We start from the raw sequence: 22,744 nt of genomic DNA, 5'->3' as shown, positions 1-22,744 counted from the left end.
GCAGGCGCCCGCGCGCGGCGGGCGCCGTGTTCTCGATCATGCCTCGCCGCTGGCCTCGGCGGCGACGATGCCGCCGTTGCCGCGCAGGCTCAACGCGCAGCAGCCGGCACCGAGCAGCATCAGGCCCAGGAACAGCAGCGCCAGCAGCGCGTTGAACCACACCATCGCCGCCAGGCACACCAGCGCCAGCAGCAAGGCCAGCGCCGGCACCAGCGGATAGCCCGGCGCGCGGTAGCTGCGTTCCAGCTGCGGCTCGGCGCGGCGCAGCTTGAACAGGCTGAGCATGCTCATGATGTACATGACGATGGCGCCAAACACCGACATCGTGATCATCGCCGCGGTCAGCGACATGCCCTGCACCTGCACCAGCCCGTCGCTGTAGATCGCCGCCACGCCGACTACGCCGCCGGCCAGGATCGCGCGGTGCGGGGTGCGGAAGCGCGACAGCCTGGCCAGGCCGTGCGGCAGGAAGCCGGCACGCGCCAGCGCGAAGAACTGCCGCGAGTAGCCGAGGATGATGCCGTGGAAGCTGGCCACCAGGCCGAACAGGCCGATCCACACCAGCATGTGCAGCCAGGTCGAGTTGTGCCCGACCACCGCCTTCATCGCCTGCGGCAGCGGATCGTTGATGTTGGACAGGGTGCGCCAGTCGCCGACACCGCCGGCCATGATCATCACCCCGAACGCCAGCGTCACCAGGGTCAGGATGCCAGCGATGTAGGCGCGCGGGATGGTGCGCCTGGGGTCCTTGGCTTCCTCGGCGGCCATCGCCGCGCCCTCTATCGCCAGGAAGAACCAGATCGCGAACGGGATCGCGGCGAAGATGCCGCCGACCGCCGCCAGGCTGAAGGTGTCCGACCCGGCCCAGCCGCCGCGCGCGAAGTTGGCCACGCTGAAGCCCGGCGCGACCACGCCCATGAACACCAGCAGCTCGATCACCGCCAGCACGGTGACGATCAGTTCGAAGGTGGCGGCAATGCCGACGCCGAGGATGTTCAAGGTCATGAAGATGGCATAGGCGCCGACCGCGGCCAGGCGCGGATCCAGGGTCGGGAACTGCACGTTGAGGTAGGCGCCGATCGCCATCGCGATCGCTGGCGGCGCGAACACGAACTCGATCAGCGTGGCGATGCCGGCGATCATCCCGCCGGCGGTGCCGAATGCGCGCAGGCTGTAGGCGAACGGACCGCCGGCGTTGGGAATGGCGGTGGTCAGTTCGGTGAAGCTGAAGATGAAACAGGTGTACATCACCGCCACCAGCACCGTGGTGACCAGGAAGCCGAGCGTGCCGGCGGCGCCCCAGCCATAGCTCCAGCCGAAGTATTCGCCGGAGATCACCAGGCCCACGGCGATGCCCCACAGGTGCAGGGTGCCGAGGGAGGGTTTGAGCTTGTCGATCGTCATTGCGCACATCTCCTGGACGGGGGGAGGGAGAGCGAACGCCGCGGCGAACCACCGCGGGGACTGCGATTGCGCATTGCGCGCCTGTGCCGGCGCCGGGCCGGCCGTTTTTACGCAGGCCGCTTTACGGTTATACCGCAAAGCAGCATGGCTGCCGCAGGTTCGGTCCGCGGCCGCATTTGGATACGATCGGTGGCGGCGGCTGCGCTATGCTCGGGTGCAGATTTCAGGGGGCCGTCAGTCCGGTGCGGGACGGGCAACGCCGTGTTGGCGCGGACGCGACGAGGAAGACCGAGTGGGATGTAGGCCGATGAGCGAGCGCACGATGCCGCCGCACCGGGCGCGCTCAAGCGCGTTCCGTCGGTCTGCCGTGGCCGTCGTCCAGGCGGGGGCGCGCGTCGCCGACGCGCGGTGCGCCGGCTGCGGCGCCAGGCGCCAGCGGTCGCACGCCGGACACCGCGACATGGCCCAGCCCCGTCGCGCCGACAGGCCCTGATCGACGTATGACGCGTTTGTGCCGTTGCTCGCGCTGGCTGCTGTTGCTGTGCCTATGCGTGGCCGAAGCCGCGTTCGCGCAGCATGTGCACTTGCAACGCCTGCCGGCCGATCCGCCCGCCGCCGAGGTGGTGACGGGGGCGCATCTGGCGCAATTGCAGGACGGTGCGCATGGCAGCGCCCTGTACGAGCCGCTGAAGACGCCGACCTGGTGGCGCGTCCGCGCCGACCGCGCGATCGGCAGCGACGGCGATCCGCAACTGGTGCTGCAGGCGCCGTATCTGACCCAGGTGGAAGCCTGGGTGCCGGGCCAGGCCACGCCGACCCGGCACGCGCTGTACGGCGCCGACGCCGACCTGCGCTATTCGACCCGCGCGCTGGTCATCGCGCTGCCGCACGGCCTGCCGCAGGGCGCCTCGGTGTGGCTGCGGGTACACGCGCCGGCGGCGGTCCCGATGCCGGTGTCGATCGCACCGCTGGCGCAGGTGCACCGCGACGATCTGCACTACGTCGGCTGGCGCGCCTTCATCGTCGGCTCGACCGCGGTGCTGGCGATCCTGGCGATCGCGCTGTGGGCGCGGTTGCGCGAGCGGGTATATGGCTATTTCACCGCCAACGTCCTGTGCGTGCTGCTGTACCTGCTGGGCATCGGCGGCGAAGCGCGGGCGGTACCGGGCCTGGACGTGCTGTTCGCTTCCTCGCCGGCGCCGATACGGATCGTGGCGGCGATCGGCGGCTTCTTCATCATCAACTTCCAGCGCCGGCAGCTGGAAATGCACCGGCATCTGCCGCGGCTGGACCGTGTGCTGCGGGCCTGCGCCATCTTCCTGCTGTGCATCGCCGCGGCCTGCGTGATCTCGACGGCGTCCTGGCTGAGCCTGCTCGGCAACCTCACGCTGATCGTCAGCGCCATGTTGCTGCTGCCGTGCTCGCTGCTGCTGGCCTTGCGCGGGCAGCGCTACGCCTGGCACCTGCTGGCGTCGTGGGCGCCGCTGCTGGCGTTCTGCGTGCTGCGCTGCCTGGAACTGAGCGGATGGCTGCGCCTGGACCAGGCCACGCCCTGGGTGGCGCACGGCATCAGCCTGGCGCTGGCCACTTCGTGCCTGCTGGTGACGATCGGCCTGGCCGAGCAGATGCTGGAACTGCGCCGCGACCGCGACCGGGTGAACCGGCTGGCGACGGTGGACGGCCTCACCGGCATGCTGACCCGCGCGGCGATGCAGCAGCGCCTGGCACAGGCGATGCTGGACGCCACGGCCGCCGCGCAGCCGCTGGCCGTGGCCTATATCGACATCGACCACTTCAAGCGCATCAACGACGTGCATGGTCACGGTGCCGGCGACGACTGCCTGCGCTGGGTCGCCGCCTGCGCCCGCGCGCGCCTGCGCAGCACCGACACGCTCGGCCGCCAGGGCGGCGACGAAATGCTGGTGTTGATGCCGGGCGCCACGCTCGCCGCGGCGCAGCGCGTGGCCGAAGACATCCGCCGGCATCTGCACGAACAGCCGCTGCAGCACGGCGGGCAGACGCTGTCATGCACGCTGAGCGTCGGCGTGGCCCAATGGCAACCGGGCGAGAGCATCGAGTCGCTGCTGCAGCGTGCCGACGCCGCGCTCTACGCCAGCAAGGCCGCCGGCCGCAACCGGGTCAGCGTATCCCCGATCACGTCCACCCACGAGGAGTCGCCGCCATGACTGCACGTCCCGCCGTTTCTCCGATCGATCCCACGCAACTGCGTGTCGCCGACATCCTGCTGCAGCTGGGCCGCGGTCCGGTTTCGGAACTGATCGCCTGGTGCGGCGACAGCATCTACAGCCATGCCGCGATCGTGGCCGACCAGGGCGACCTCATCGAGGCCGCGGCCAAGGGCGTGCGCCGCTATCCGCTGCAGCAACGGTTGGCCGATACCGGCAACTATCTGCTGATCGACGCCTACCGCCCGCTCAGCTACGCCGGCGTCGCGTTGGACGATGCCGATCGCGCCAGCGTGCTGGCCAAGGCGCAGTCGCTGCTCGGCGTGCCGTATCCGCTGGACAGCCTGGCCACCCTGGGCGTGCTGGTGGCGATCCGCGGCAAGTGGCCGCAGCACTGGCTGGCGCGGATCGTGGTGCGCGAGGCGCTGGACCACCTGGTTCGCGACAATCCCTCGCACATGGTGTGCAGCGAGGTGGTGTACCGCGCCCTGGCCGAATGCGACGCGCAGCCGAGCGGGCGGCTGGCGCCGCAGATCGTGCTCAGCGGGCCGACCCACCTGCCGTTTCCGGACATGGACTGGAAGGCGCTGTGGGAGGAAGTGTGGCAGTTGTTGCACCCGCAGCGGCAGCAGACGCTCGGCGACGTGGCGCAGCGCCTGGCCGCGGTGGAAGGCGCACCGGCGGGCATGCTGGCGGCCTCGCTGACCGCGGTCGGCGACGATGAACTGGCCGCGCGCGCCAATGCGGTGCGCGCCGGGCTGGGTTTGGAGCCGCTGCCGGTGACCAATCAAGCGCTGGATGACGGTTCGCTGCTGGTGGAGGCGGCCGCCGATGCAACGCCAACGCCGCTGCCGCATCCCAATCCCAAGCTGGTGATGCCGCTGGATCTGGCCAACAGCCCCTCGCACGTGGTGCTGGGCCGGCTGTTACAGGCGGAGGATGCGCCGGCGTAGCGCCGGCTGCTCAATCAGGAGTTTCGTAAGCTGCGAAAGTGCGTTTGCGGATGGTGTCTGTCGCGGCTGAAGCCGCTCCTACAAAGTGCGCGGGTACTTGCGGTGTGCATTGTAGGAGCGGCTTCAGCCGCGACCATGTCATGTCCGAAGCCCGAAGGTTCACCGCTGCGCCGGCCGCGACTGAAGCCGTTTCTACAAAAGGGCGAACGTCCCTCGATATTTGTGGAGACGACTTCTGTGGGCGACTTCAGTAGCGACGGGCTCTACCGGTAAGGCTCGTCGCGACTGAAGTCTCTCCCACAAAAAAGTAGTCGCTTCGTGCGCTTCAGCGCCAGCAGCGATCGATGCGTACGTCGAACCGCGCAAGACGAGCGCCTCGGCCACGGGGATAAAGAACGCGCCGCCGCGCGCCGCTGCTGGCGAACCACCAGGCTGTTACTTCGTCCGCTCCAGCACCAACAGCGGATCGATGCGTACGTCGAACCAATTCATCCCCCAATGCAGATGCGGTCCAGTCGCGCGCCCGGTGGCGCCGACCGCGCCGAGTACCTGGCCCTGGGCGATGCGGTCGCCGACCTTCACGTCGATCCGCGACAGGTGCAGGAAGTTGGAGCTGACCCCGTAGCCGTGGTCGAGCAGCACGGTGCCGCCGGTCAGGTACAGGTCCGGCGCGGCGAAGGTGACCACGCCGGCCGCGGGTGCCTTGACCGGGGTGCCGGTGGGCACGGCGATGTCCATGCCGGAGTGGCCTGCGCCGGGTTGCCCGTTGTACACGCGGGCGTTGCCGAAGCGGCCGCTGATGCGGCCCTGCACCGGCCAGATGAAGGGCGCGGCGAAGTCGGTGCGGTCGTCGTCGCGGTCGCGCGCGGCGGTGACCTGCGCCTGTTCGCGCTTGATCCGCTCGGCGATCGCCGGCGGCGGGTTGACCGTCTTCGGCGGCACGCCGTTGACGCGTTCCAGTGGCCAGTCGCGTGGGGTCACCGCGATGTCGATGCTCTCGCTGCCGCCGTCGGCGCGCTGCACCAGCAGCCGCAGCGGGCCGCGTTCGTCGCGGCCGATGCCGAACACCACGCTGCCGTAGCCGCTGACCCGCAGCGTACGCCCGGCGTACTGCACGCGGCTGCCGGGCGCCACCTTGCCGATCACCAACGCGCCCTGCGAGGCGCTGGCCGGGAACACGCTGCGCGTGTCGGCGCTGGCGGCGGTGCCGGTCTGCGCCTGCAGCGACGGCATCGCCAGCGCCGACGCCAGCAGGCCGAGCGCCAGCGCGGCACCCGGCACGCGTGTGCGCCGCATCAGCGGTCGAACGCCAGGCGCTGCCCGTTCGGGCTGCCGACCAGGCGGGTGCCGTCCCAGGCCAGTTCGCCGTTGACCCAGGTCGCGGCGATCCTGGAGCGGAAGCTGCGGCCTTCGAACGGCGACCAGCCGCACTTGGACAGGATGTCCTCGCGGCGCACGGTGAAGGCGGTGTCGTCGATCAGCACCAGGTCGGCGTGGTAACCCTCGCGCAGGAAGCCGCGCTGGTGCACGTCGAACAGCAGCGCCGGCGCGTGCGCGAACTTGTGCACCACCTGGGCCACGCTGAGCCGGCCTTCGTGGACCAGTTCCAGCGCCGCGACCAGCGCGTACTGCACCAACGGCAGGCCCGACGGCGCCTGCGCATACGGCTTGCTCTTCTCTTCCCAGGTGTGCGGCGCGTGGTCGGTGGCGAGCACGTCGATCACGTCCTCGGCCAGGGCGCGGATCAGCGCCTCGCGGTCGCTGGCGTCCTTGATCGCCGGGTTGCACTTGATCAGGTTGCCCAGCGTCGCGTAGTCGGCGCGGTCGAAGCGCAGGAAGTGGATGCAGGTCTCGGCGGTGATGCGCTTGCCCTGGATCGGGCCGGGCGCGAACAGCGCCAGTTCGTCGGCGGTGGAGATGTGCAGCACGTGCAGGCGGGTGCCGTGCTTCTTCGCCAGCGATACCGCCAGCTGCGAGGATTTGAGGCAGGCCTCGCGCGAACGGATGTCCGGATGCATCTCCGGGGTCAATGCGTCGCCGTACTTTTCCTTGAACGCGGCCAGGGTCGCGTCGATGGTCGGGGTGTCTTCGCAGTGGGTGATGATCGGGGTCGGCGCGTCGCGGAAGATCGCGTCCAGCGTCTGCGGGTTGTCGACCAGCATGTTGCCGGTGGAGGCGCCCATGAACACCTTGATCCCGGGCGCGGTCTTCGGGTCCAGGGTCTGGATCGCGGCCAGGTTGTCGTTGCTGGCGCCCAGGTAGAAGCCGTAGTTGCCCCAGGCGCGGCCGCCGGCGGCGTCGTATTTGGCCTGCAGCGCCGCCGCGTCCAGCGTCGGCGGGTTGGTGTTGGGCATGTCCATGAAGCTGGTCAGGCCGCCGGCCACCGCGGCCGCCGACTCGCTGGCGATGTCGCCCTTGTGGGTCAGGCCGGGTTCGCGGAAGTGCACCTGGTCGTCGATCATGCCGGGCAGCAACCAACGCCCGGCGGCGTCGACCACGGTCTCGCCGTCGCGGGCGGCCAGCTGCGGGGCGATCGCGGCGATGCGGCCGTCGGCGATGCGCAGGTCGCCCTGGGTTTCCTGGCCTTCGTTGACCAGGCGGGCGTTGACGATGAGGGTGGAGGAGGACATTCAGTGTTTTCCTGGGCAGCGGCAGGCCGGCGGCGCCGCGGGATCGGGCACCGGGTCGAACCCGCCGGGATGGAAGGGATGGCAGCGGCCGACGCGGCGGGCCGCCATCCAGCCTCCGCGCAGCGCGCCGTAGCGGGCGATGGCGGTGACCGCGTAGGCCGAGCAACTGGGCACGAACCGGCAGCGCGGGCCCAGCAGGGGGCTGATGAAGCGCTGGTACAGGTGCAGCAAGGCGATGAGAGCGCGGGCGATCACCGCTCCATGATATGCCAGTTGCGCAACGGGGCCGCCGTTCGCCGGCCTGCCATTCACTAGCGTGTAGACGGTGTGGTTGCCGCTGGGGGTAGGGTAGGCTATAAAGGCCCGCTTTCCCGGGCCCCGGGGAAACCAAGGAAGAGCGATTCGTGGCTGCTAAAAAACCTGCAAAGAAGGCCGTCAAGGCCGCCAAGAAGCCCGTCCAGCCCGTTGCCAAGAAGGCGACGGCGTCCGCTGCTGCCAAGCCGCTGAAGAAACCGGTGGCGAAGCCGGCAGCCAAGCCCGCGCCGGCCAAGAAGGCTCCGGCCAAGGCGGTGGCGAAGAAGCCGGCGCCCAAGCCGGTTGCCGCCGCGCCGGCCAAGAAGGCCCCGGCCAAGCCGGCCGCCAAGCCAGCGAAAGCCGCCGCCAAATCCGCCGCCGCCCCGGTCGCCAAGCAGGCAGCCGCAGCCAAGCAGGCCACGCCCGCAGTGAAACCAAAGCAGGCCACCGCCCCGGTTGCCCCGGCGGTTGCCAAATCCGTACCGAAGCCGGCTGCCAAGCCGGCGCCGGCCAAGTCTGTCCCGGCCAAGGCCGCCACGCCCGCCGCAGCCCCGGTTTCCCAGCCGGTCGCCGCCAAGCCCGCTGCGCCCTCGGCCCCGTCACATAAGAATCCCGTGTCCGTTTCGAAATCCTCCGCGAAAACCCCCACCAAATCCGAATCCACCCCCAAGGCGCCGATCGCCAAGCCGACCGGCAAGGTCGCCGTCGCAGTGACCGCCAAGTCCAACACGCCGGCCAAGCCGGCCAAGTACAAGGTGGTCGAGTACAAGACCGACGAAGCGACCGGCCGTCCGATCCTGCCCAAGGGCTACAAGCCGGCCGGCGACGAGGAGTACATGAGCACGCTGCAGCAGGAGTACTTCCGCCAGCGCCTGCTCAACTGGCGTGCCGACCTGGTCGAGGAATCCAAGCAGACCATCGAGAACCTGCGCGACGAAGTCCGCGACATCGGTGACGAGGCCGAGCGCGCCACCCGCGAGACCGAGAACTCGCTGGAACTGCGCACCCGCGACCGCTACCGCAAGCTGATCGGCAAGATCGACAGCACGCTCAAGCGTCTGGATGCCGGCGACTACGGCTACTGCGTGGATACCGGCGAAGAGATCGGCCTGGAGCGCCTGGAGGCGCGCCTGACCGCCGAGCGCACCATCGATGCGCAGGAGCGCTGGGAACACCTGCAGAAGCAGCAGGGCGACTGATTCGCCAACGCCTGCGTCTGCGTTCGCCCAAGGCCCTGCTCGCGCGGGGCCTTGTGCTTTCTGGTGATCGCGCCGGTCCGGCGGTTTGCCTGTCTGTTTGCCGCCAAGCTTGCGATCCGGTGCCGCGATGGCGGCGGGAGGCCAAGGGCGATGACGTCTGCGTCACGCGTGGCCGCTGCGCCTGGCGTGTCCGCCATGGCGCGTGCGCAGGTCCCGTGGAGCCGCCGCTCCGGTGCCTGCGGCCCGGCGCCGCGCTGCGGCGCACGCCGCTCACCGCGCCGCGGGGACCACTGCGACCTTCAGCGGACGCCGTTGACCAAACCGCTTTTCGCGTCCTTGAGCAGTTGCAGGCCGGGCAGGCCGAAGCTGTCCAGGTCCGCCTTGCTGGCTGCGATGTTCAGCCCGACGATGGCCGAGGTATCCGGATCCACGTCCACGCCCAGCGGCATGGCGGCGAACTGCACATAGTCGCGGCTGTCGTTCCATTGCGGGCGGCCGCCGATCGCCTGCAGCAGGCGGTCGATGTGGGTGCCGGCCGGCTGGCCGAGCAGGTCGAAGGGCAGGGGGGCGTTCGGATCGGCCAAGGCGATCAGGCTGGTGACCCGGTCGTTGCGGAAGCCCACGGCCAACTGGCTGTGGACGAGCGTGCCGGCCGCACGCGGATGGCGCGCCAGCTGCGCGTTGAGCTCGCGCGGGTACAGGTACACGACGCTGAGCGTCTGCGGGTGTGCGGCATCGGCGCGGGTGACGTCCGGCTGGCCGAGCGCGGCCAGGACCTGTTGCTTGCGCATGCCCAGCGCGACCGGGCCGATGCGCGTGCACGGAGCGGGCAGGGTCGCCGCGCTGGCGGAGGCGGCGAAGGCCTGCTGCAACGCGCGCGTGCAGGCGGCGGCGTCGCTGCCGGCGGCGTGGACCTGCGCGATGGCCATGCCGAAGGCGAGCAGGCCGAACAGCGAAAGGGATCGGGGTGTCATGGGGATCTCCGTGGCGTGTCATGGTGAACGAGGCCGGGATGCGCATCCCGGTCTCGCCGTTTGCTTGAATTAGTTGCCGTGCCAGCCTTCGCGGTGGCCATAGGCCGTGACGAACGCGCTCTGCTGGGCGCTGCTCAACGAGCCCCACTGGTCGGTCGGATTCAGGCCCGAATTGGTGGTGATGGTGGTGATCATCTCCGAGGTCGGGTTCTCGCTCGGCGGCGACCAGGTGCTGATGATCTGGCTGAGCGTGGCGGTGCCGTTGTTGCTGTCGTTGATGCGGTTCATGTTGGCCACCGCAGCGTCGAGTCCGGCCTGCGGATTGGAGAAGATCGCGAAGCCGCGATCGTTGCCGAGCGAACCGTGGTCGTCGGCGAAGTTGCCGGAACGGATGTCGAGCGGGTTGTTGTCGCGGTTCGGATGGGTGCCGGTGACCTCCTGGGTGGAGCCGTCCGCGGCGGTGTAGGTCACCGTGGTGCCGCTGGCCGATGCGGACGTGGCCGGATTGGCGTTGCTGCCGGCACCACCGTCGCCTTCGCCACCGTCGCTGCCATCGCCGCCGTCGCCATCGCCATCGCCATCACCGTCGCCACCATCTCCCTCGCCGCCATCGCCTTCTCCGCCTTCTCCGCCTTCGCCTCCCTCACCACCTTCGCCACCTTCGCCGCCTTCACCGCCTTCACCGCCTTCACCGCCCTCGCCACCTTCACCGCCTTCACCGCCTTCGGCCTCGATCGGCGCGTCGAACTCGGTGGCGGTCTGCATCGCCACCGCCTTGTGCATCGCCGCGTGGTGGTGGTGATGGGTCTTGGCCTTGGCGTGGTGCGCCTTCTTGTGCGCCTTGGCGTGATGGATCGAGCTGGATAGCGGGTGCGCGCCGATCGAAGCGCGGGTGCCGCCGGCGACCATATCGATTTCGATGATATCGAGCGTTCTCATGTAGATCCTTTGACATGTTGCGGGGAAGGAGCCGTCCTCGCTTCGGCTGATCCGGCCGCAGGCGCATGGCCGCGCGTCCGGATCGATCCTGCCGCGCGCGCTGCGCTGCGGCGACGCGACAAGCGCGTGGCCGGCCGTGCTTTCCTCGGCTGCGCGCAACGCTCGAACGCGTACAGATGGTTCATGCAGGTCGGCATGCCGATGCGTCCCGGGAACTGGAGGCATCGCCACGCCGAGCGTCGCTTGCGGTCGCATGCTGGTGCGAGGTGGCACCTGGCAACGCTCGCCGCGTGCCATGCATGGCTCCGGCAATCGTGGTTTCCGTGGGAGTACGAGCAGCGTGCCGAACGATCACATCCGCTGCGCCGCCGCTCCCTCGCTGGAGCACACCAGCTTCAACTCCAGCTGGCGGACGGTCCAATGCGACGGCGCGTCGATCGTCCCGCTCGCGTGCACGTGGTAAGCGGGACAGTCCGCATCTTCCTCGGGATTGTTCTTGATGTCGCAGCGGCCCTCGATCAGGAACGTGTGGGCGCCCTTTACCGCGCTGCGGGTGAATGTCAGGTTCGGGCACTCCCCGAACGTCCTCGACAGGACGATGTCGTTCTTCAGGACATAGGCGAGCGCCTGTTCGGCTTCGTTGCCGGGCGCGGGTTGCATCGCCTGCAACGATCCTTGCATGGCGAAGACGAGAAGCGACGCCATGCACATGCGCGGCAGCCAGGGGGACTTCATGGGGAATCTCCGATAGGTGATTGTCTTCCGGGCCGGAGCGGTTCCGGCCCGAAAGAGGGGAGTGGGATCCGGGTTACTTGAAGACGCTGATATGGACGTGCGTCGTGTCGCCGCTTTCCCGGCTGGCGGCCGTCCAGTCCGCGGTGGGACTCGACCTGATGAAATTGCCGGCGGGGCCTTCCACGTAGCTGACGTTGGGATCGTTCATCGCGGCATTCTCCAGCGCCTGCGCGTTGTCGAAGCCCGTGCCGCTGGTGCCGACATGCACGTCGTTGATGATGTTGATATCGACGGCGTTGCCGGTGTAGTGGGCGGAGTTGGGGTTGTGGCTGCCGTTGGTCGTGGCGGAGATGTCGATGCTGTTGACGCCATCGTCGTTGTCGAGCACCGAGTTCAGCGCCGAGGCCATCTTGGACGTGACCGGATTGTCGCTGCTCGAACCGTCTTGCGTGTTCTGGTAGGTGATCGAAACGGTCCTGCCATCGCTGGTCTGGTGGCTGCTGCCTATGCTGGTATCGGCCGGCCCGTTGCCGTCCGCATCGTTGCCGTCGTCGTAACCGCCGCCGCCGTCGCCTTCGCCACCTTCACCACCTTCGCCTCCCTCACCACCCTCACCACCTTCGCCACCTTCGCCACCTTCGCCTCCCTCACCACCTTCACCACCTTCACCACCTTCACCGCCTTCACCGCCTTCGGCCTCGATCGGCGCGTCGAACTCGGCGACCGTCTGCATCGCGGCCGACTTGTGCATCGCCGCGTGGTGGTGATGGGCCTTGGCCTTGGCGTGGTGCACTTTCTTGTGCGCCTTGGCGTGATGGATCGAGGTGGACAACGGGTGCGCGCCGATCGAAGCGCGCGTGCCGCCGGCGACCATGTCGATTTCGATGATATCGAGCGTTCTCATGTTGATCCTTTGACATGTTTGCGGGGAAAACCGTCCTCGCTTCGGTTGATCCGGCGGCACGCCGTTTCTGGCCGCGCGTCCGGATCGATCCTGCCGCGCGCGCCGCGCTACGACGACGCGGCAAACGCCTGGCCGGCCGCGCCTTCCCCGGCCTCGCGCAAGCGCTCGAACGCGTAGAGATGGTTCATGTAGGTGGAGACGAAGATGCGCCGGCCGTCCGGCGAGACCGCGACGCCGTTGGTGACCGCATCCGGCAGTTGCAGCACGCCCTTGGTTTCGAGCGTGTCGATGTCGATCTCCACGACGCGGCCGCCATTGCTGCCGACGATGACCCGATTGCCCACGCGCTTGGGCGAGGCATACACCCGCGCGCGCAGATTGATCTTCTTGAGCAGCTGCATGGTGTCCACGTCGATGACGTACAGATGCCGGTCGCCGGAGCCGCAGAACAGCTTGTTGCCGGCGAACAGCGGCGTGGTGTAGCAGATCTCGTCGGTCTGCCATTCGCCGCGCTTCTCGCCGGTGGCCACGTCGAGGAGGTAGATCGACTTGTCGAAGGAGGCGAAGGCGGTCAGCCGGCGCTGTTCGTCGACGGCTGGCGCGTATTTCACCGAGCGCCGCGTCGGGAAGCGCCACACGATGCGGCCGGTCTTGGCTTCGAGCGCGAGCGTCTCGTGATCGGCGCTGCCCCAGATCACCAGGTCGCCGCCTTCCCAATAGCCTGGCGAGCCGTGCTGCAGCTTCTCGACCTGATGTTCCCAGACCTTCTCGCCCGTGCCCATGTCGTAGGCGGCCAGGCTGCCCTGCGCCCAGGGGCGGACGTACTCGATGCCGACATACAGCAGGTTGTGCTGCGGCAGCAGCAGTGGCGAGGCGCCGATCCAGTCGCCGTCCGGATGCGTCCAGATCTCTTCGCCGCTCTGCGCGTCCAGGCAATAGACGGTGCCGTTGTAGGCGCCGAAGTACAGGCGCCCGTCGTGATGGGCGGGGCACGACCAGATGCCTTTCTTGGTATAGGCCGCGCCGGTCACCTGGTATTCCCACAGCAGCCCGCCGGTCTCGGCGGAGAACGCCTGCATCTTCGCCGCGTCGCAGCCGCGGAAGATGGTGTCGCCGACCAGCAGCGGCGCGGACTTCGGTACCACGTGATAGGCGAAGCCGCCCGGTGTCGCCGTTCGCCACAGCTCGCGGTAGGCCTGCGTGGGGTGCGGCGTGCTGTGGTCCGGCGGAAGGTCGAAGTCCTTCAGGGTGAACAGCGATTGCACGGCGATGCCGTGGGTCTTGCGCCACTGCATGCCGGCCCTGGACAGGAAATCGACCACCACGAACACCTCGCCCAGCGGGTGGCCGGCCATGGCGATGACCGCGCGCGCCTTTTCGGCGCTGTTGCCGGAGTTGAGCGAGTCGTCAACCAGCACGATCGGCAGGTCCAGCACCTCGCCTTCGATCGCATTGCCCAGGCCTGTGGTCTTGCGGTCCTTGCGGATGATGAAGCCGTTGACCGCGCCGCGCTCTTTCGGCGCGGTCAGCAGCAATGCGGTGAGCAGCGGGATCGCCGCCGTCTCCAGGCCACCGAGCTGGAACGGTTCGCGGCTGGCGTTGCGCTCCCAGAACGCGTGGGCGATCTGCTCGAGCGCCTCGCGCTGCATGAACACCCGGCGCAGGTCGAACAGCCAGGTGTAGGCGCCGCCCTTCTTGGTGATCAGCGGAATGTTCTCGGCCGCGGTGTGCAGGCCGATGGTCTGGATGATGTCCCGGATCGATTGCATGGTCATCGTGTGCTCTGCGCGGGTGGTCGGGGAGGTCATGGGGACGCCGCAGCGTCCAGCGTCTTGAGGTAGGCATCGACCGGCGGTCCCCAGATCGCGGAGCCGCGGCGGCCGAAGAACAGGTGATGCCCGTCGTCGCCGTAGGCGGCGGGCGCGACCAGTTCGGCGCGGCCGCCGGCCTGCACGAAGGCGCGATGCAGCGCGGCGGCCAGCGCCGGGTCGAAGAAGCTGTCGTTGCCGGTGTAGATCCACAGCATCGGCGTGCTTGCGGTCGTGCCGAAGCGGCCTGCCGCCTCGACCAGTTTTTCCGGCGCGCAATTGCTGTTGGCCCGATCGTGGAAGTGGCCGCCGCGGCCGCCGGCCATGTTGACGAAGGCCGCGACGTTCGGATGCGGCAGGCTGTCGTAGGCCAGCGTGCCCCAGCCGCCGGCCGACTGGCCGACGACGATGGCGCGGCCCGGATCGAGGCCGGGCAGGGCGGTGACGAAATCCACGATCGTCTTGAGCTGCCGCGCCGTCTCCAGGCCGGCCTTGGCGTAGTCGGCGCGGTCGCAGCCGTCGTAGCCTTCGGTCCAGGGGCCGCCGGTCGCGCCGTAGCCCAGCCGCAGCACCAGCGCGACGGCGTAGTGCCGGTGCAGGAACCATTGCGCGGATTCGCCGCTGCAGCTCTCCAGCGTCATGCCCGGCCGCTCCGACGCTTTCGCCGGCGAGCCGTGCGCGATCACCACCAGCCGCGGGCGATGCACGCCCTCGGGGCGGCACAGGCGCCCTTGCAGCGTCCATGGATGTCCGCTGTCGTCGGCGATCGGGATCCGCAACGGTTCGCCCAGGTCGGCGCGGCTGCGGCCGAGAGCGTCCGCCTTCGCCGCGTGCGGCGCCACGGCGAAGGCCAGGAGCGCCGCCACGAGCGCGCTGCGTGGCATGGTGGTCTGCATCGGAAGTCGTCTCTTGCTGTGCTGGTCTAGCGGCGGATGCGCCGCATGTGGAACGCGAGGGTGGTGCACAGCGTCGGGCAATCGCGGGCCGGGGCGCGCGACGCACGGACGATGGTCCCGTCGAACAGCACCAGCCGGCCGGGACGCGGACGGATGGAGATGCATTCGCGCGCGGCATCGTAGAACACGGTTTCGCCGGCCCAGCCGTCCTTCCATTCGGTGCTGGTGTAGAGCAGGGCGACCCGCTCCTGGTCGGACGGCTTGGCGTAGTGATGCGCGGCGCCGTCCTGTCCGTGCGTGTGGCCGCTGGCGTAGGCGCGGACCAGGCCATAGTCGGGCGCCAGTTCTTCGCGGATGTGCCGCCACACGTCGTTGAGCGATTCCAGCCCCGGCGTGGCGTTGAGCACGTCGTCGTGGATGGCCCGGTCCTGCGCGTTGCGGCTGCCGCACAGGTGGATGTGCCAGGACGGATGCGCGTCGCCGAGCAGGCCCGGGTAGACGCCGTATGCCCAGCCGCCGCGACCGCTGGCCAGTTCCGGCAGATGCTGCACGTCGACGAAGTTGTTGACGACCTTCAGGGATGACGCTTCCGATGACGACACGGCGTTACCTCATGGTTTCGTGGAGGGCGAAAGGTGCGGGGATGGGCGAGCGCCACGCGTTCCCGGCGGAGGCCGCGGCGCGGCGTCGTCGCCGACGCCCGCCAGGAGCCGGCGTGGTCTCATGGCGCGTCTCCGATGGACGACGTCGCCGCGATGGGAGCCGCGTGGCGCGGCAGCGGACGCGTCACGGCTGCCCCTTCGCACAACTCGATGACACGATCCGCATGCGCGATGGTCTCGGGCCGGTGCGCGATGACGATGCGGGTGATGTTCAGCGCCTTGATGGCGTGGTTGAGCCGCCGTTCCATGGCGACGTCCAGGTGGCTGGTGGCTTCGTCCAGCACCAGGATCTGCGGCCGGCGATACAGCGCGCGGGCCAGGAACAGGCGCTGCTGCTGTCCGCCGGAAAGGGAAGAACCCATGTCGCCGACCAGGCTGTGATAGCCCATGGGCATGGCCACGATGTCCTCGTGCACGCCGGCAAGGCGCGCTGCGTCCTCGATGTCCTGCGGCGTGGCGAGGGCGTCGAACAGACTGATGTTTTCTGCGATCGAACCGGTGAACAGGTGATCGTCCTGCATCACGCTGGCGGTCATCGCGCGATAGCGCGACTTGCCGAGCCGGCGCAGATCGATGCCGCCGATCTCGATCGATCCCTGCTGCGGGTCGAGCAGGCCGAGCAGCAGCCGGATCAAGGTGCTCTTGCCGCAGCCGGACGGGCCGACGATGGCCACCGATTCGCCCGGCCGCACCGCGAAGCTGCACTCGCGCAGGATCCACGGCTCGCCTTCGGCATAGCGAAAGCCGACCTTGTTGAACGCCACGCCCGGTGCCGGCAGCGGGCCGACGTGCTCGCTGCTGGCATAGGCTTCCGGCGCAGTCAGCACGATGTCGGCCAGGCGCTCGGCCTGCAGGCGCAACATGCGCAGTTCGATCGCGTAATCGATCAGGCTGGCGACGCGGCTGCTGAACTGGTCGCCGTAGGCGACGAACGCGGTCAGCATGCCGACGGTGAACTGGCCCTTCAGCCCCAGCCACGCGCCCAGCCACAGCACGCCCAGCCGTTGCGCGCCGGTGGCCAGGCCCTGCAGCGCGGTGAACAGCATGTCCAGGCGCTGCACCGCGATCGAGGTGTTGAGCGTATCGGCCGCCGCATTGAGGTAGCGCCCGGTCTGCTCGGCTTCCTGGTTGTGCAGGCGGATCGTCTGCACCCCGCGCACCGCTTCCAGGAAGCGGCTGTGCTGTTTCGCGGTCACCGTGATCTGGCTGAGGTTGGCTTCGCGGTAGATGCGGAAATACAGCAGCCGCAGGCCCGCATACAGGGCCACCGCACCCAGCACGATGGCCGACAGCAGCGGGCTGTAGGCGAACAGCACGACCAGGGTGATGCTGGCCATGAGCCCGTCGAGCAGGATCTCGACGAAGCGCGTGGTCAGGGTCTGCTGGATCGCGTCGATCGCGCCGAAGCGCGACACGATGTCGCCGAGGTGGCGCGCGCCGAAGTAGGCGTGCGGCAGCCGCATCAGGTGCTGGAACACGTTGCCGGTCCAGCCCAGGTTGAAGTGGGTGCTGAGCCACATCACCGTCCAGCTGCGCAACGCGGAGACCAGCGTTTCCAGCACGATCAGCAGGGCGAAGCTGAGCCCGAGGAAGGTCAGCAGGTCGTGGTCGCCGTCGGCGATGACCTGGTCCACCACCAGTTGCATGAACAGCGGCGCGAGCAAGGCGAACAGCTCCAGCACCAGCGCCAGGCCGAAGATCTGCGCCAGCCCGCGGCCCAGGCCGCGGATCGAGCCGGCGAGCGAGCGCAGCGAGACCGGCGGCGCCTCGCGTTGGCGCTGGAATGTGGGGCCTTTCGAAAACTCGATGGCGACGCCGGTGAAATGCCGTGCGACCTCGGCCAGCGGCAGGGTGCGCACGCCCACGGCCGGATCGTGCAGGGTGACCTTGTTCCTGCCGACCTCGTGCAGGACCACGAAATGGTCGAGGTCCCAATGCAGCACGCACGGCGTCTGCAACTGGCCGAGTTCGTCCATCTCCAGCCGCAGCGGCCGGCATTGCAGTCCCAGCGCATGTGCGACCTCGATCAGGCGCCGCGCGGTCATGCCTTTCAGCGACAGGGTGAAACGCCGGCGCAACGCGGCCAGGTCGGTGTGGTGGCCGTGGTAACCGGCGATCATCGCCAGGCAGGCGAGTCCGCACTCGGCCGCTTCGGACTGGAGCACGTTCGGCAGGCCGCGCGAGCGCCAGAAACGCAGCCGCGGCGTGCTCTCCGCGCGAGTGGCATGCAGACTGTCGTCGTTCGCGCTGCGATCCTCGGCGCGGCGACTCACGAACCGCTGCTCCAGCGATGCCCCATGCCGTACAGGGGTTCGAAGATCCATTCGACGATGCGGCGCCGGTCCAGCAGCATGTCCGCTTCCAGCGCCATGCCCGGGCGCAACGGCTGCTGCTGCCCGTAGGCCTGGACGTTCTGGTTGGCGAGATCCACGTGCGCCAGGTACAGCGAGTCGGTCGATGGCGGCGTGCCCCCGCCGAGCAGCAGGGTCACCTCGCCGGGCATCAGCGCGCTGCGCGAGACGCTGCGCACCACGCCATGCTGCAGGCCGAATTTCTGATAGGGAAAGGCCTGGTAGTGCAGGGTGACATCCACGCCCGGATGCACGAAGCCGACCGCCTGGCTTGGCACCAGCAGCTGCGCCTGCAGCCGCGAACCGTCGGGCACGATGGCCAGCAGCGGCTGCCCGAGCGACACCGACGCGCCGGGCTTGACCAGCAGCGAGGACACGATGCCGCTGGCCGGCGCGCGCAGTTCGCTGGCGCGGGTCGCTTCGTTCTGGGCCAGCGCCTGTTCGACCTGCGCCAGTTGCCGGCGCAGTTCGTTGAGCTTGGCCGAGACCGCCAACGGCAGCTGCGTCAACTGGTCGTCGAGCGCGCTCAGCTGTTGGCGCGTACCGGCGTGCTGCTGCTGCAGCGAGCGCAATTGCGATTCGTCGGCGAGCAGGGCCGATTGTTCCTGCTCGACCTGCAGCGCCGGGATGTAGCCGCCGGCCACCAGCCCGGACCACTTGTTCACCAGGTCCTGGACCAGCGCCATCTGTTTCTTCTCGATCGCGATCTGCGCGTCGATCTGCGCCAGCTGATCCTTCAGCAGGGTCTGCTGGGTGCGGTTGTCCTCGGCCTGCTTGTCGCGCAGGGTGAGCGCATCGCCGATGTCCTGGCGCAGGCTGCTGGCCTGCCGTTGCAGTTGCGTGCTGACGCCGGCCGCGGTATTGCCCAGCGCCTTGCTGGTGTGTTCGCCGGACAGGGACACCAGGATCTGCCCGGCGACGACGCGATCGCCTTCCGCGGCGGCGACGTGGTCGACCACGCCGACGGTGTTGGCGGTCAGGCTGATCAAGCCGGCGCGCGGCACCAGCAGGCCGGTGACGTGCACGCGCTGCGTGTAGTGTCCGGCGAACAGCCAGGCGAGGATCGAGGCGCCGATGAGCAGCGCGGCAACCGTCCATGCCTGGGTCGAGACCGGCGTGGCCAACCGCACTGTTCCCAGCCATGCCTGGCTGGGGGCGTCCAGCACTTCGCTGCGAAAAAGCGAACCTTCCATTTCAGTTCTTTCCGTATGAACTTCGCACGGGAAAATGCAGGCAGGCGGCGAACCTGGCGTTCCGTCAAGGACCCTGCGGCTGGTCCGGGCGCAACGGTTCCAGGCATGGCTTTCGCGAACCTTTCGGTATCGCGTCGCTGCGATCCGGCCATGGCGTGCGCATGCGCCGGGTGCTGCGAGCGAGTGAGACGGCGTGCGTCTTTCGCCGCCGCAACGCAAGGAAATCGGCGTCGCAGCAGCGCAAGCGGACGTGCGCACGCGGCTCGGCGCATCCTGTAGACAAATGCGCTGGACCTGCCTGCGGCGACGCAGGCGCAGGCCGAAAAGGGCGAGGTTGCGCCGTCACGCATTTCACGCATTTGCCGCGCACGCCGGATCGCGATCGGGCTTAAATGCGCCTGTCATGCCGCCGCCGCAGACTGGACGCGTGGCGGACGGCCACGTTGCCGCCGCCTGCCGATGCTCGCCAATCGCCTTCCCTGTCCGCCGCAGCGCGTGGCCGTCTTGGCCGTGCACGCTCCTGCGAGGTGGCGGGTCCGTGCTGCCGGCGCCGAGGGCGCTAAGCAAGCCACGCCGCTGCGACCGCCGCTAGCGCGGTGCCATCCGCTGCAGGCCGCGGACATGTGCGCATGACCGCTACACCGGTCTCCGTCGCGGCGACGCCGCTACGCGCAGGCACGTTCCGCGTCTGGCGCTATGCGCGCTGGCCGCTGCTGCTCTTGCTGGTGCTGCTGGCGGTGCTGGCATTGGGACCACGGGTCAGCCCGGCGCTGCCGCAGGTCGCGTTGCCGGCGGTGCCGCAGGATCCGCTCGCGCTGCAGGCCTGGCTGGACGCGCGCGAGCGCGCCACTGCCGGCCTGCGTGCGGACAACCAGGCGCGCATCGTCTGGGCCGACCCGGCGCATCCGGGACGCCGCGACTGCGCCATGGTCTACCTGCACGGCTTCACCGCCAGCCAGGGCGAGGGCGCGCCGACCCACCAACGCCTGGCGCGCAGCTTCGGCTGCAATCTGTATCTGCCGCGCCTGCCGGGGCACGGGCTGGTCGCCGCCGACGCCCTGCGCGGCGTCGATGCGCCGCGCCTGCTCGATGGCGCCGCCGAAGCGCTGGCGATCGCCAAGGTGCTGGGCCGGCGGGTGGTGGTGATCGGCAATTCGATGGGCGGCGCGTTGGCGCTGCAGACCGTGGCCGCGCACCCGCAACAGGTGCAGGCCCTGGTGCTGTGGTCGCCGCTGGTGCGCGAGCACGCCGAGCAACTGCAGCCGATGCTGTGGCCGTGGGGCGCGCAGTTGCTGCTGTGGTCGCGCAATGGCGGCGATCCGGTCATGCGTTATCCGGTCGACAGCGGCTACTGGGCCGACGCCACCCATGTCGACGGCTATCGCGCGCTGGCCGCGCTGACCCGCGGCGGCATGTTGCCGGCGACCTATGCGCGGATCCATGTGCCGGTGTTTCTCGGCTACTACTATCGCGACGCGCAGCATCAGGACGCGACGGTATCGGTGGCGGCGATGCAGGCGATGTTCGCGCAACTGGGCACGCCGCCGGCGCTGCGCCAGGCGGTGGATTTTCCTGGCGCCGGCAATCACGTGCTGGCCTCGCCGATCCGCTCCAAGGCGGTGCCGGCAGTGTTCGCGGCGACCTGCCGGTTCCTGGCCGGCAAGGGCGGGCTGATCCAGCCGGCGAACGTGCCCGGCTGCGCGGCGGCGTGGGACGCCGACGAACGCCTGGACGCCGCCGCGACGCACTGAGCGCGACGCGGCGGCGGTCAGGCCGTCACTGCAGCTCGCGCAGGTCCAGCTTGCGCAGCTTCGGCGCTTTCCAGGCGGTAACGCCGGCCACGACCAAGGTCACGCATCCGCCCAGTACCACCGCGGGCACGAGTGTGATCAGTCGCGCCATGACCCCGTCGTAGAACGCGCCAAGTTCGTTCGACGAGCCGATGAAGATGCCATTGATCGAAGACACCCGGCCGCGCATCGCATCCGGCGTGGCCAGCTGCAGGATGGTCGAACGCACGATCACCGACACCCCGTCGCACATGCCATAGACCAGCAGGATCGCCGCCGACAGCCAGAAATGCCGCGACAGGCCGAAGGCGATGGTGCACAGGCCGAAGCCGGTCACCGCCAGCAGCAGGATGCGGCCTGCATTGCGCTGCAGCGGGCGCCGCGCCAGCCACAGCCCGACCAGCACCGACCCCAGCGCCGGCGCGCCGCGCAGGATGCCCAGGCCTTCGGGGCCGTAATGCAGGATGTCGTGGATGAAGGCCGGCAGCATCGACACCGCGCCGCCGAGCAGCACCGAGAACATGTCCAGCGCCATCGCGCCGAGCATGATCTGGTTGGAGAACACGAACTGCGCGCCCTCGGCGATGCTGCGGAAGATCGGCGCGCGCGGGCCGTCGTTGATCGGCTCGGCCACGCGCAGCAGCAACAGCGACAGCATCGCCACGCCGGCCACCGCCATGGCCACGCCATAGGACAGGCCCTTGCCGCCCCAGCCGACCAGCACCCCGCCCAACGCGGGCCCGATCACCATGCCGGTCTGGAACACCACGCTGCCGATGCTGGCGCCGCGCGCATAGGCCTCGCGCGGCAGCGTGCGCGCGAACAGCGCGTTGTACACCGGCGACAGGAACGCGCGCGCCGCGCCGGTCAGCGCGATCGCCGCGTAGATCGGCCACACGCCATGCATCGGCAGCCAGCCGTGGGTCAGCGCGGTCAGCACCCCCGCGGTCGCGACCAGGCCCAGGCTGGCGAGCATGCCCAGCCGGCGCCGCGGCAGGTGATCGACCAGGTAGCCGGCGAACGGCGCGATGCAGAAGAACGGCAGGATCTCGGCCAGCCCGATCAGCCCCAGCGAGAACGGATTGCGGGTGATCTCGTAGATGTGCCAGCCGACCGTGACCGCGACGATCTGGTAGGACAGCATCGCGCAGATGCGATAGGCCAGCACCAGCGCGAAGCCGGGATGCGCCAGCAGCGTGCGCAGACTCTGTGCAGGGGGGAGCGGGGTGCTCATGCCTGTGCGCGCGCACTGTCCTGGATGAACGCCAGGATCGCGGCCAGGCCGTTGCTGCGGGTCGGCGACAGGTGCTTGCCCAGGCCGATCGCGGCGACGAAGTCCGGCGCGGTGGCCAGAATGTCGGCGGCGCTGCGCCCGGAGTAGACCCGCAGCGCCAGGTAGATCAGCCCGGAGACGATCGCCGAGTCGCTGATCGCATGGAACACCAGCCGCTGCGCATTGCCCTCGGGCACGATCCACACCATCGACTGGCAGCCGTGCAGGCGATGCTGCTCGGTCTTCCACTCCTCGGGGAACGCCGGCAGCTTGCGGCCCAGATCGATCAGGTACTGGTAGCGCTCGGACCAGTCGCCGAAGAAGCCGAATTCCTCGGCGATGGCGGCCTGCGCGTCGGCGGGCGTGGGTTCGAGCGGGAAATCGGTATCGGTCATCGCAAATCCAAGATCATTCGGTAAAGCCCCTCTCCCTCCGGCGACCGTAGGGAGTCCCCGTGGGAGAGAGGGGGTTGGGGCGAGGGTAGGGCGCAGCCTCATTAGAAATCGATGCCAGCCACTTCGTCCGTACCCTTATCGAGTGTTGCCGTACCCTC

19 protein-coding genes are annotated in these 22,744 nt (G+C 69.1%); 4 read left to right on the top strand and 15 right to left on the bottom strand.

Features of this window, described 5'->3' with window-relative positions; genetic code table 11:
- Positions 1–36 precede the first annotated feature (36 nt).
- Positions 37–1,404 (bottom strand): permease, encoded by a 1,368-nt coding sequence (gene eat / locus HEP74_RS12815; RefSeq protein WP_524540738.1) that lies wholly within the window; start codon positions 1,402–1,404, stop codon positions 37–39.
- Between the two features lie 500 nt (positions 1,405–1,904).
- Between eat and HEP74_RS12810 the strand changes: the two genes are divergently transcribed.
- Together HEP74_RS12810 and HEP74_RS12805 are read left to right on the top strand one after the other, a co-directional pair.
- Positions 1,905–3,590 (top strand): sensor domain-containing diguanylate cyclase, encoded by a 1,686-nt coding sequence (locus HEP74_RS12810; protein ID WP_185813197.1) that lies wholly within the window; start codon positions 1,905–1,907, stop codon positions 3,588–3,590.
- Positions 3,587–4,543 carry a C40 family peptidase gene (locus HEP74_RS12805; RefSeq protein ID WP_255427739.1) on the top strand — a complete coding sequence of 319 codons (957 nt, stop codon included), beginning with the start codon at positions 3,587–3,589 and terminating at the stop codon, positions 4,541–4,543. Before HEP74_RS12810 ends, HEP74_RS12805 begins: the two co-directional genes overlap by 4 nt.
- A gap of 435 nt (positions 4,544–4,978) precedes the next feature.
- Here the strand turns inward: HEP74_RS12805 and HEP74_RS12800 are convergent, their stop codons facing one another.
- The 3 genes from HEP74_RS12800 to yidD are packed head-to-tail and all read right to left on the bottom strand — an operon-like array spanning position 4,979 to position 7,446.
- The gene (locus tag HEP74_RS12800) at positions 4,979–5,839 is read right to left on the bottom strand and encodes a M23 family metallopeptidase (RefSeq protein WP_185813196.1); all 861 of its coding nucleotides are present in this window, start codon (positions 5,837–5,839) and stop codon (positions 4,979–4,981) included.
- Positions 5,839–7,173: a dihydroorotase gene (locus HEP74_RS12795; RefSeq protein WP_185813195.1), complete on the bottom strand. Its 1,335-nt coding sequence runs from the start codon at positions 7,171–7,173 to the stop codon at positions 5,839–5,841. The genes HEP74_RS12800 and HEP74_RS12795 overlap by 1 nt, the downstream gene beginning before the upstream one ends.
- Complete coding sequence (yidD, locus tag HEP74_RS12790) at positions 7,174–7,446, bottom strand: membrane protein insertion efficiency factor YidD (protein WP_185816621.1); 273 nt, start codon at positions 7,444–7,446, stop codon at positions 7,174–7,176.
- A gap of 131 nt (positions 7,447–7,577) precedes the next feature.
- Between yidD and dksA the strand changes: the two genes are divergently transcribed.
- The gene (gene dksA / locus HEP74_RS12785) at positions 7,578–8,666 is read left to right on the top strand and encodes an RNA polymerase-binding protein DksA (protein WP_185813194.1); all 1,089 of its coding nucleotides are present in this window, start codon (positions 7,578–7,580) and stop codon (positions 8,664–8,666) included.
- Between the two features lie 299 nt (positions 8,667–8,965).
- On the opposite strand, the gene HEP74_RS12780 is transcribed toward dksA, so the two are convergent.
- From HEP74_RS12780 to HEP74_RS12740, 9 genes are all read right to left on the bottom strand, one after another.
- Positions 8,966–9,640 carry a secreted signal peptide protein gene (locus HEP74_RS12780; RefSeq protein ID WP_185813193.1) on the bottom strand — a complete coding sequence of 225 codons (675 nt, stop codon included), beginning with the start codon at positions 9,638–9,640 and terminating at the stop codon, positions 8,966–8,968.
- 69 nt (positions 9,641–9,709) lie between these two features.
- Positions 9,710–10,579 carry a hypothetical protein gene (locus HEP74_RS12775; protein ID WP_185813192.1) on the bottom strand — a complete coding sequence of 290 codons (870 nt, stop codon included), beginning with the start codon at positions 10,577–10,579 and terminating at the stop codon, positions 9,710–9,712.
- A 351-nt stretch (positions 10,580–10,930) separates the two neighbouring features.
- Complete coding sequence (locus HEP74_RS12770) at positions 10,931–11,314, bottom strand: hypothetical protein (protein WP_185813191.1); 384 nt, start codon at positions 11,312–11,314, stop codon at positions 10,931–10,933.
- 73 nt (positions 11,315–11,387) lie between these two features.
- Positions 11,388–12,218, bottom strand: a complete 831-nt coding sequence (locus HEP74_RS21940) for a hypothetical protein (protein ID WP_255427738.1) — start codon at positions 12,216–12,218, stop codon at positions 11,388–11,390.
- Positions 12,219–12,325: 107 nt separating this feature from the next.
- On the bottom strand, positions 12,326–13,987 hold the full coding sequence (locus tag HEP74_RS12760; protein ID WP_255427737.1) for a BamB-related PQQ repeat family beta-propellar protein: 1,662 nt from the start codon (positions 13,985–13,987) through the stop codon (positions 12,326–12,328).
- Between the two features lie 35 nt (positions 13,988–14,022).
- Positions 14,023–14,892 (bottom strand): alpha/beta hydrolase family protein, encoded by an 870-nt coding sequence (locus HEP74_RS12755; protein WP_255427736.1) that lies wholly within the window; start codon positions 14,890–14,892, stop codon positions 14,023–14,025.
- Positions 14,893–14,948: 56 nt separating this feature from the next.
- Positions 14,949–15,524 carry a 2OG-Fe(II) oxygenase gene (locus tag HEP74_RS12750; RefSeq protein WP_003470112.1) on the bottom strand — a complete coding sequence of 192 codons (576 nt, stop codon included), beginning with the start codon at positions 15,522–15,524 and terminating at the stop codon, positions 14,949–14,951.
- Between the two features lie 119 nt (positions 15,525–15,643).
- The gene (locus HEP74_RS12745; RefSeq protein WP_255427735.1) at positions 15,644–17,857 is read right to left on the bottom strand and encodes a peptidase domain-containing ABC transporter; all 2,214 of its coding nucleotides are present in this window, start codon (positions 17,855–17,857) and stop codon (positions 15,644–15,646) included.
- Complete coding sequence (locus tag HEP74_RS12740; protein ID WP_255427734.1) at positions 17,854–19,128, bottom strand: beta-barrel domain-containing protein; 1,275 nt, start codon at positions 19,126–19,128, stop codon at positions 17,854–17,856. The genes HEP74_RS12745 and HEP74_RS12740 overlap by 4 nt, the downstream gene beginning before the upstream one ends.
- Positions 19,129–19,757: 629 nt before the next feature.
- On the opposite strand from HEP74_RS12740, the gene HEP74_RS12735 reads away from it, so the two are divergent.
- A complete protein-coding gene (locus tag HEP74_RS12735; protein WP_185813189.1) occupies positions 19,758–20,879 on the top strand; it encodes an alpha/beta hydrolase in 1,122 nt (373 codons plus the stop codon).
- A gap of 25 nt (positions 20,880–20,904) precedes the next feature.
- On the opposite strand, the gene HEP74_RS12730 is transcribed toward HEP74_RS12735, so the two are convergent.
- Entirely contained in the window at positions 20,905–22,152 is a 1,248-nt protein-coding gene (locus HEP74_RS12730) for an MFS transporter (protein ID WP_185813188.1), read from the bottom strand.
- Positions 22,149–22,586 (bottom strand): SufE family protein, encoded by a 438-nt coding sequence (locus HEP74_RS12725; RefSeq protein WP_185813187.1) that lies wholly within the window; start codon positions 22,584–22,586, stop codon positions 22,149–22,151. Before HEP74_RS12725 ends, HEP74_RS12730 begins: the two co-directional genes overlap by 4 nt.
- Positions 22,587–22,744 lie beyond the last annotated feature (158 nt).

The sequence above is a fragment of the Xanthomonas sp. SS genome (assembly GCF_014236835.1).
Taxonomy (GTDB): domain Bacteria; phylum Pseudomonadota; class Gammaproteobacteria; order Xanthomonadales; family Xanthomonadaceae; genus Xanthomonas_A.
This window is presented reverse-complemented; position numbering and strand designations above follow the sequence as displayed.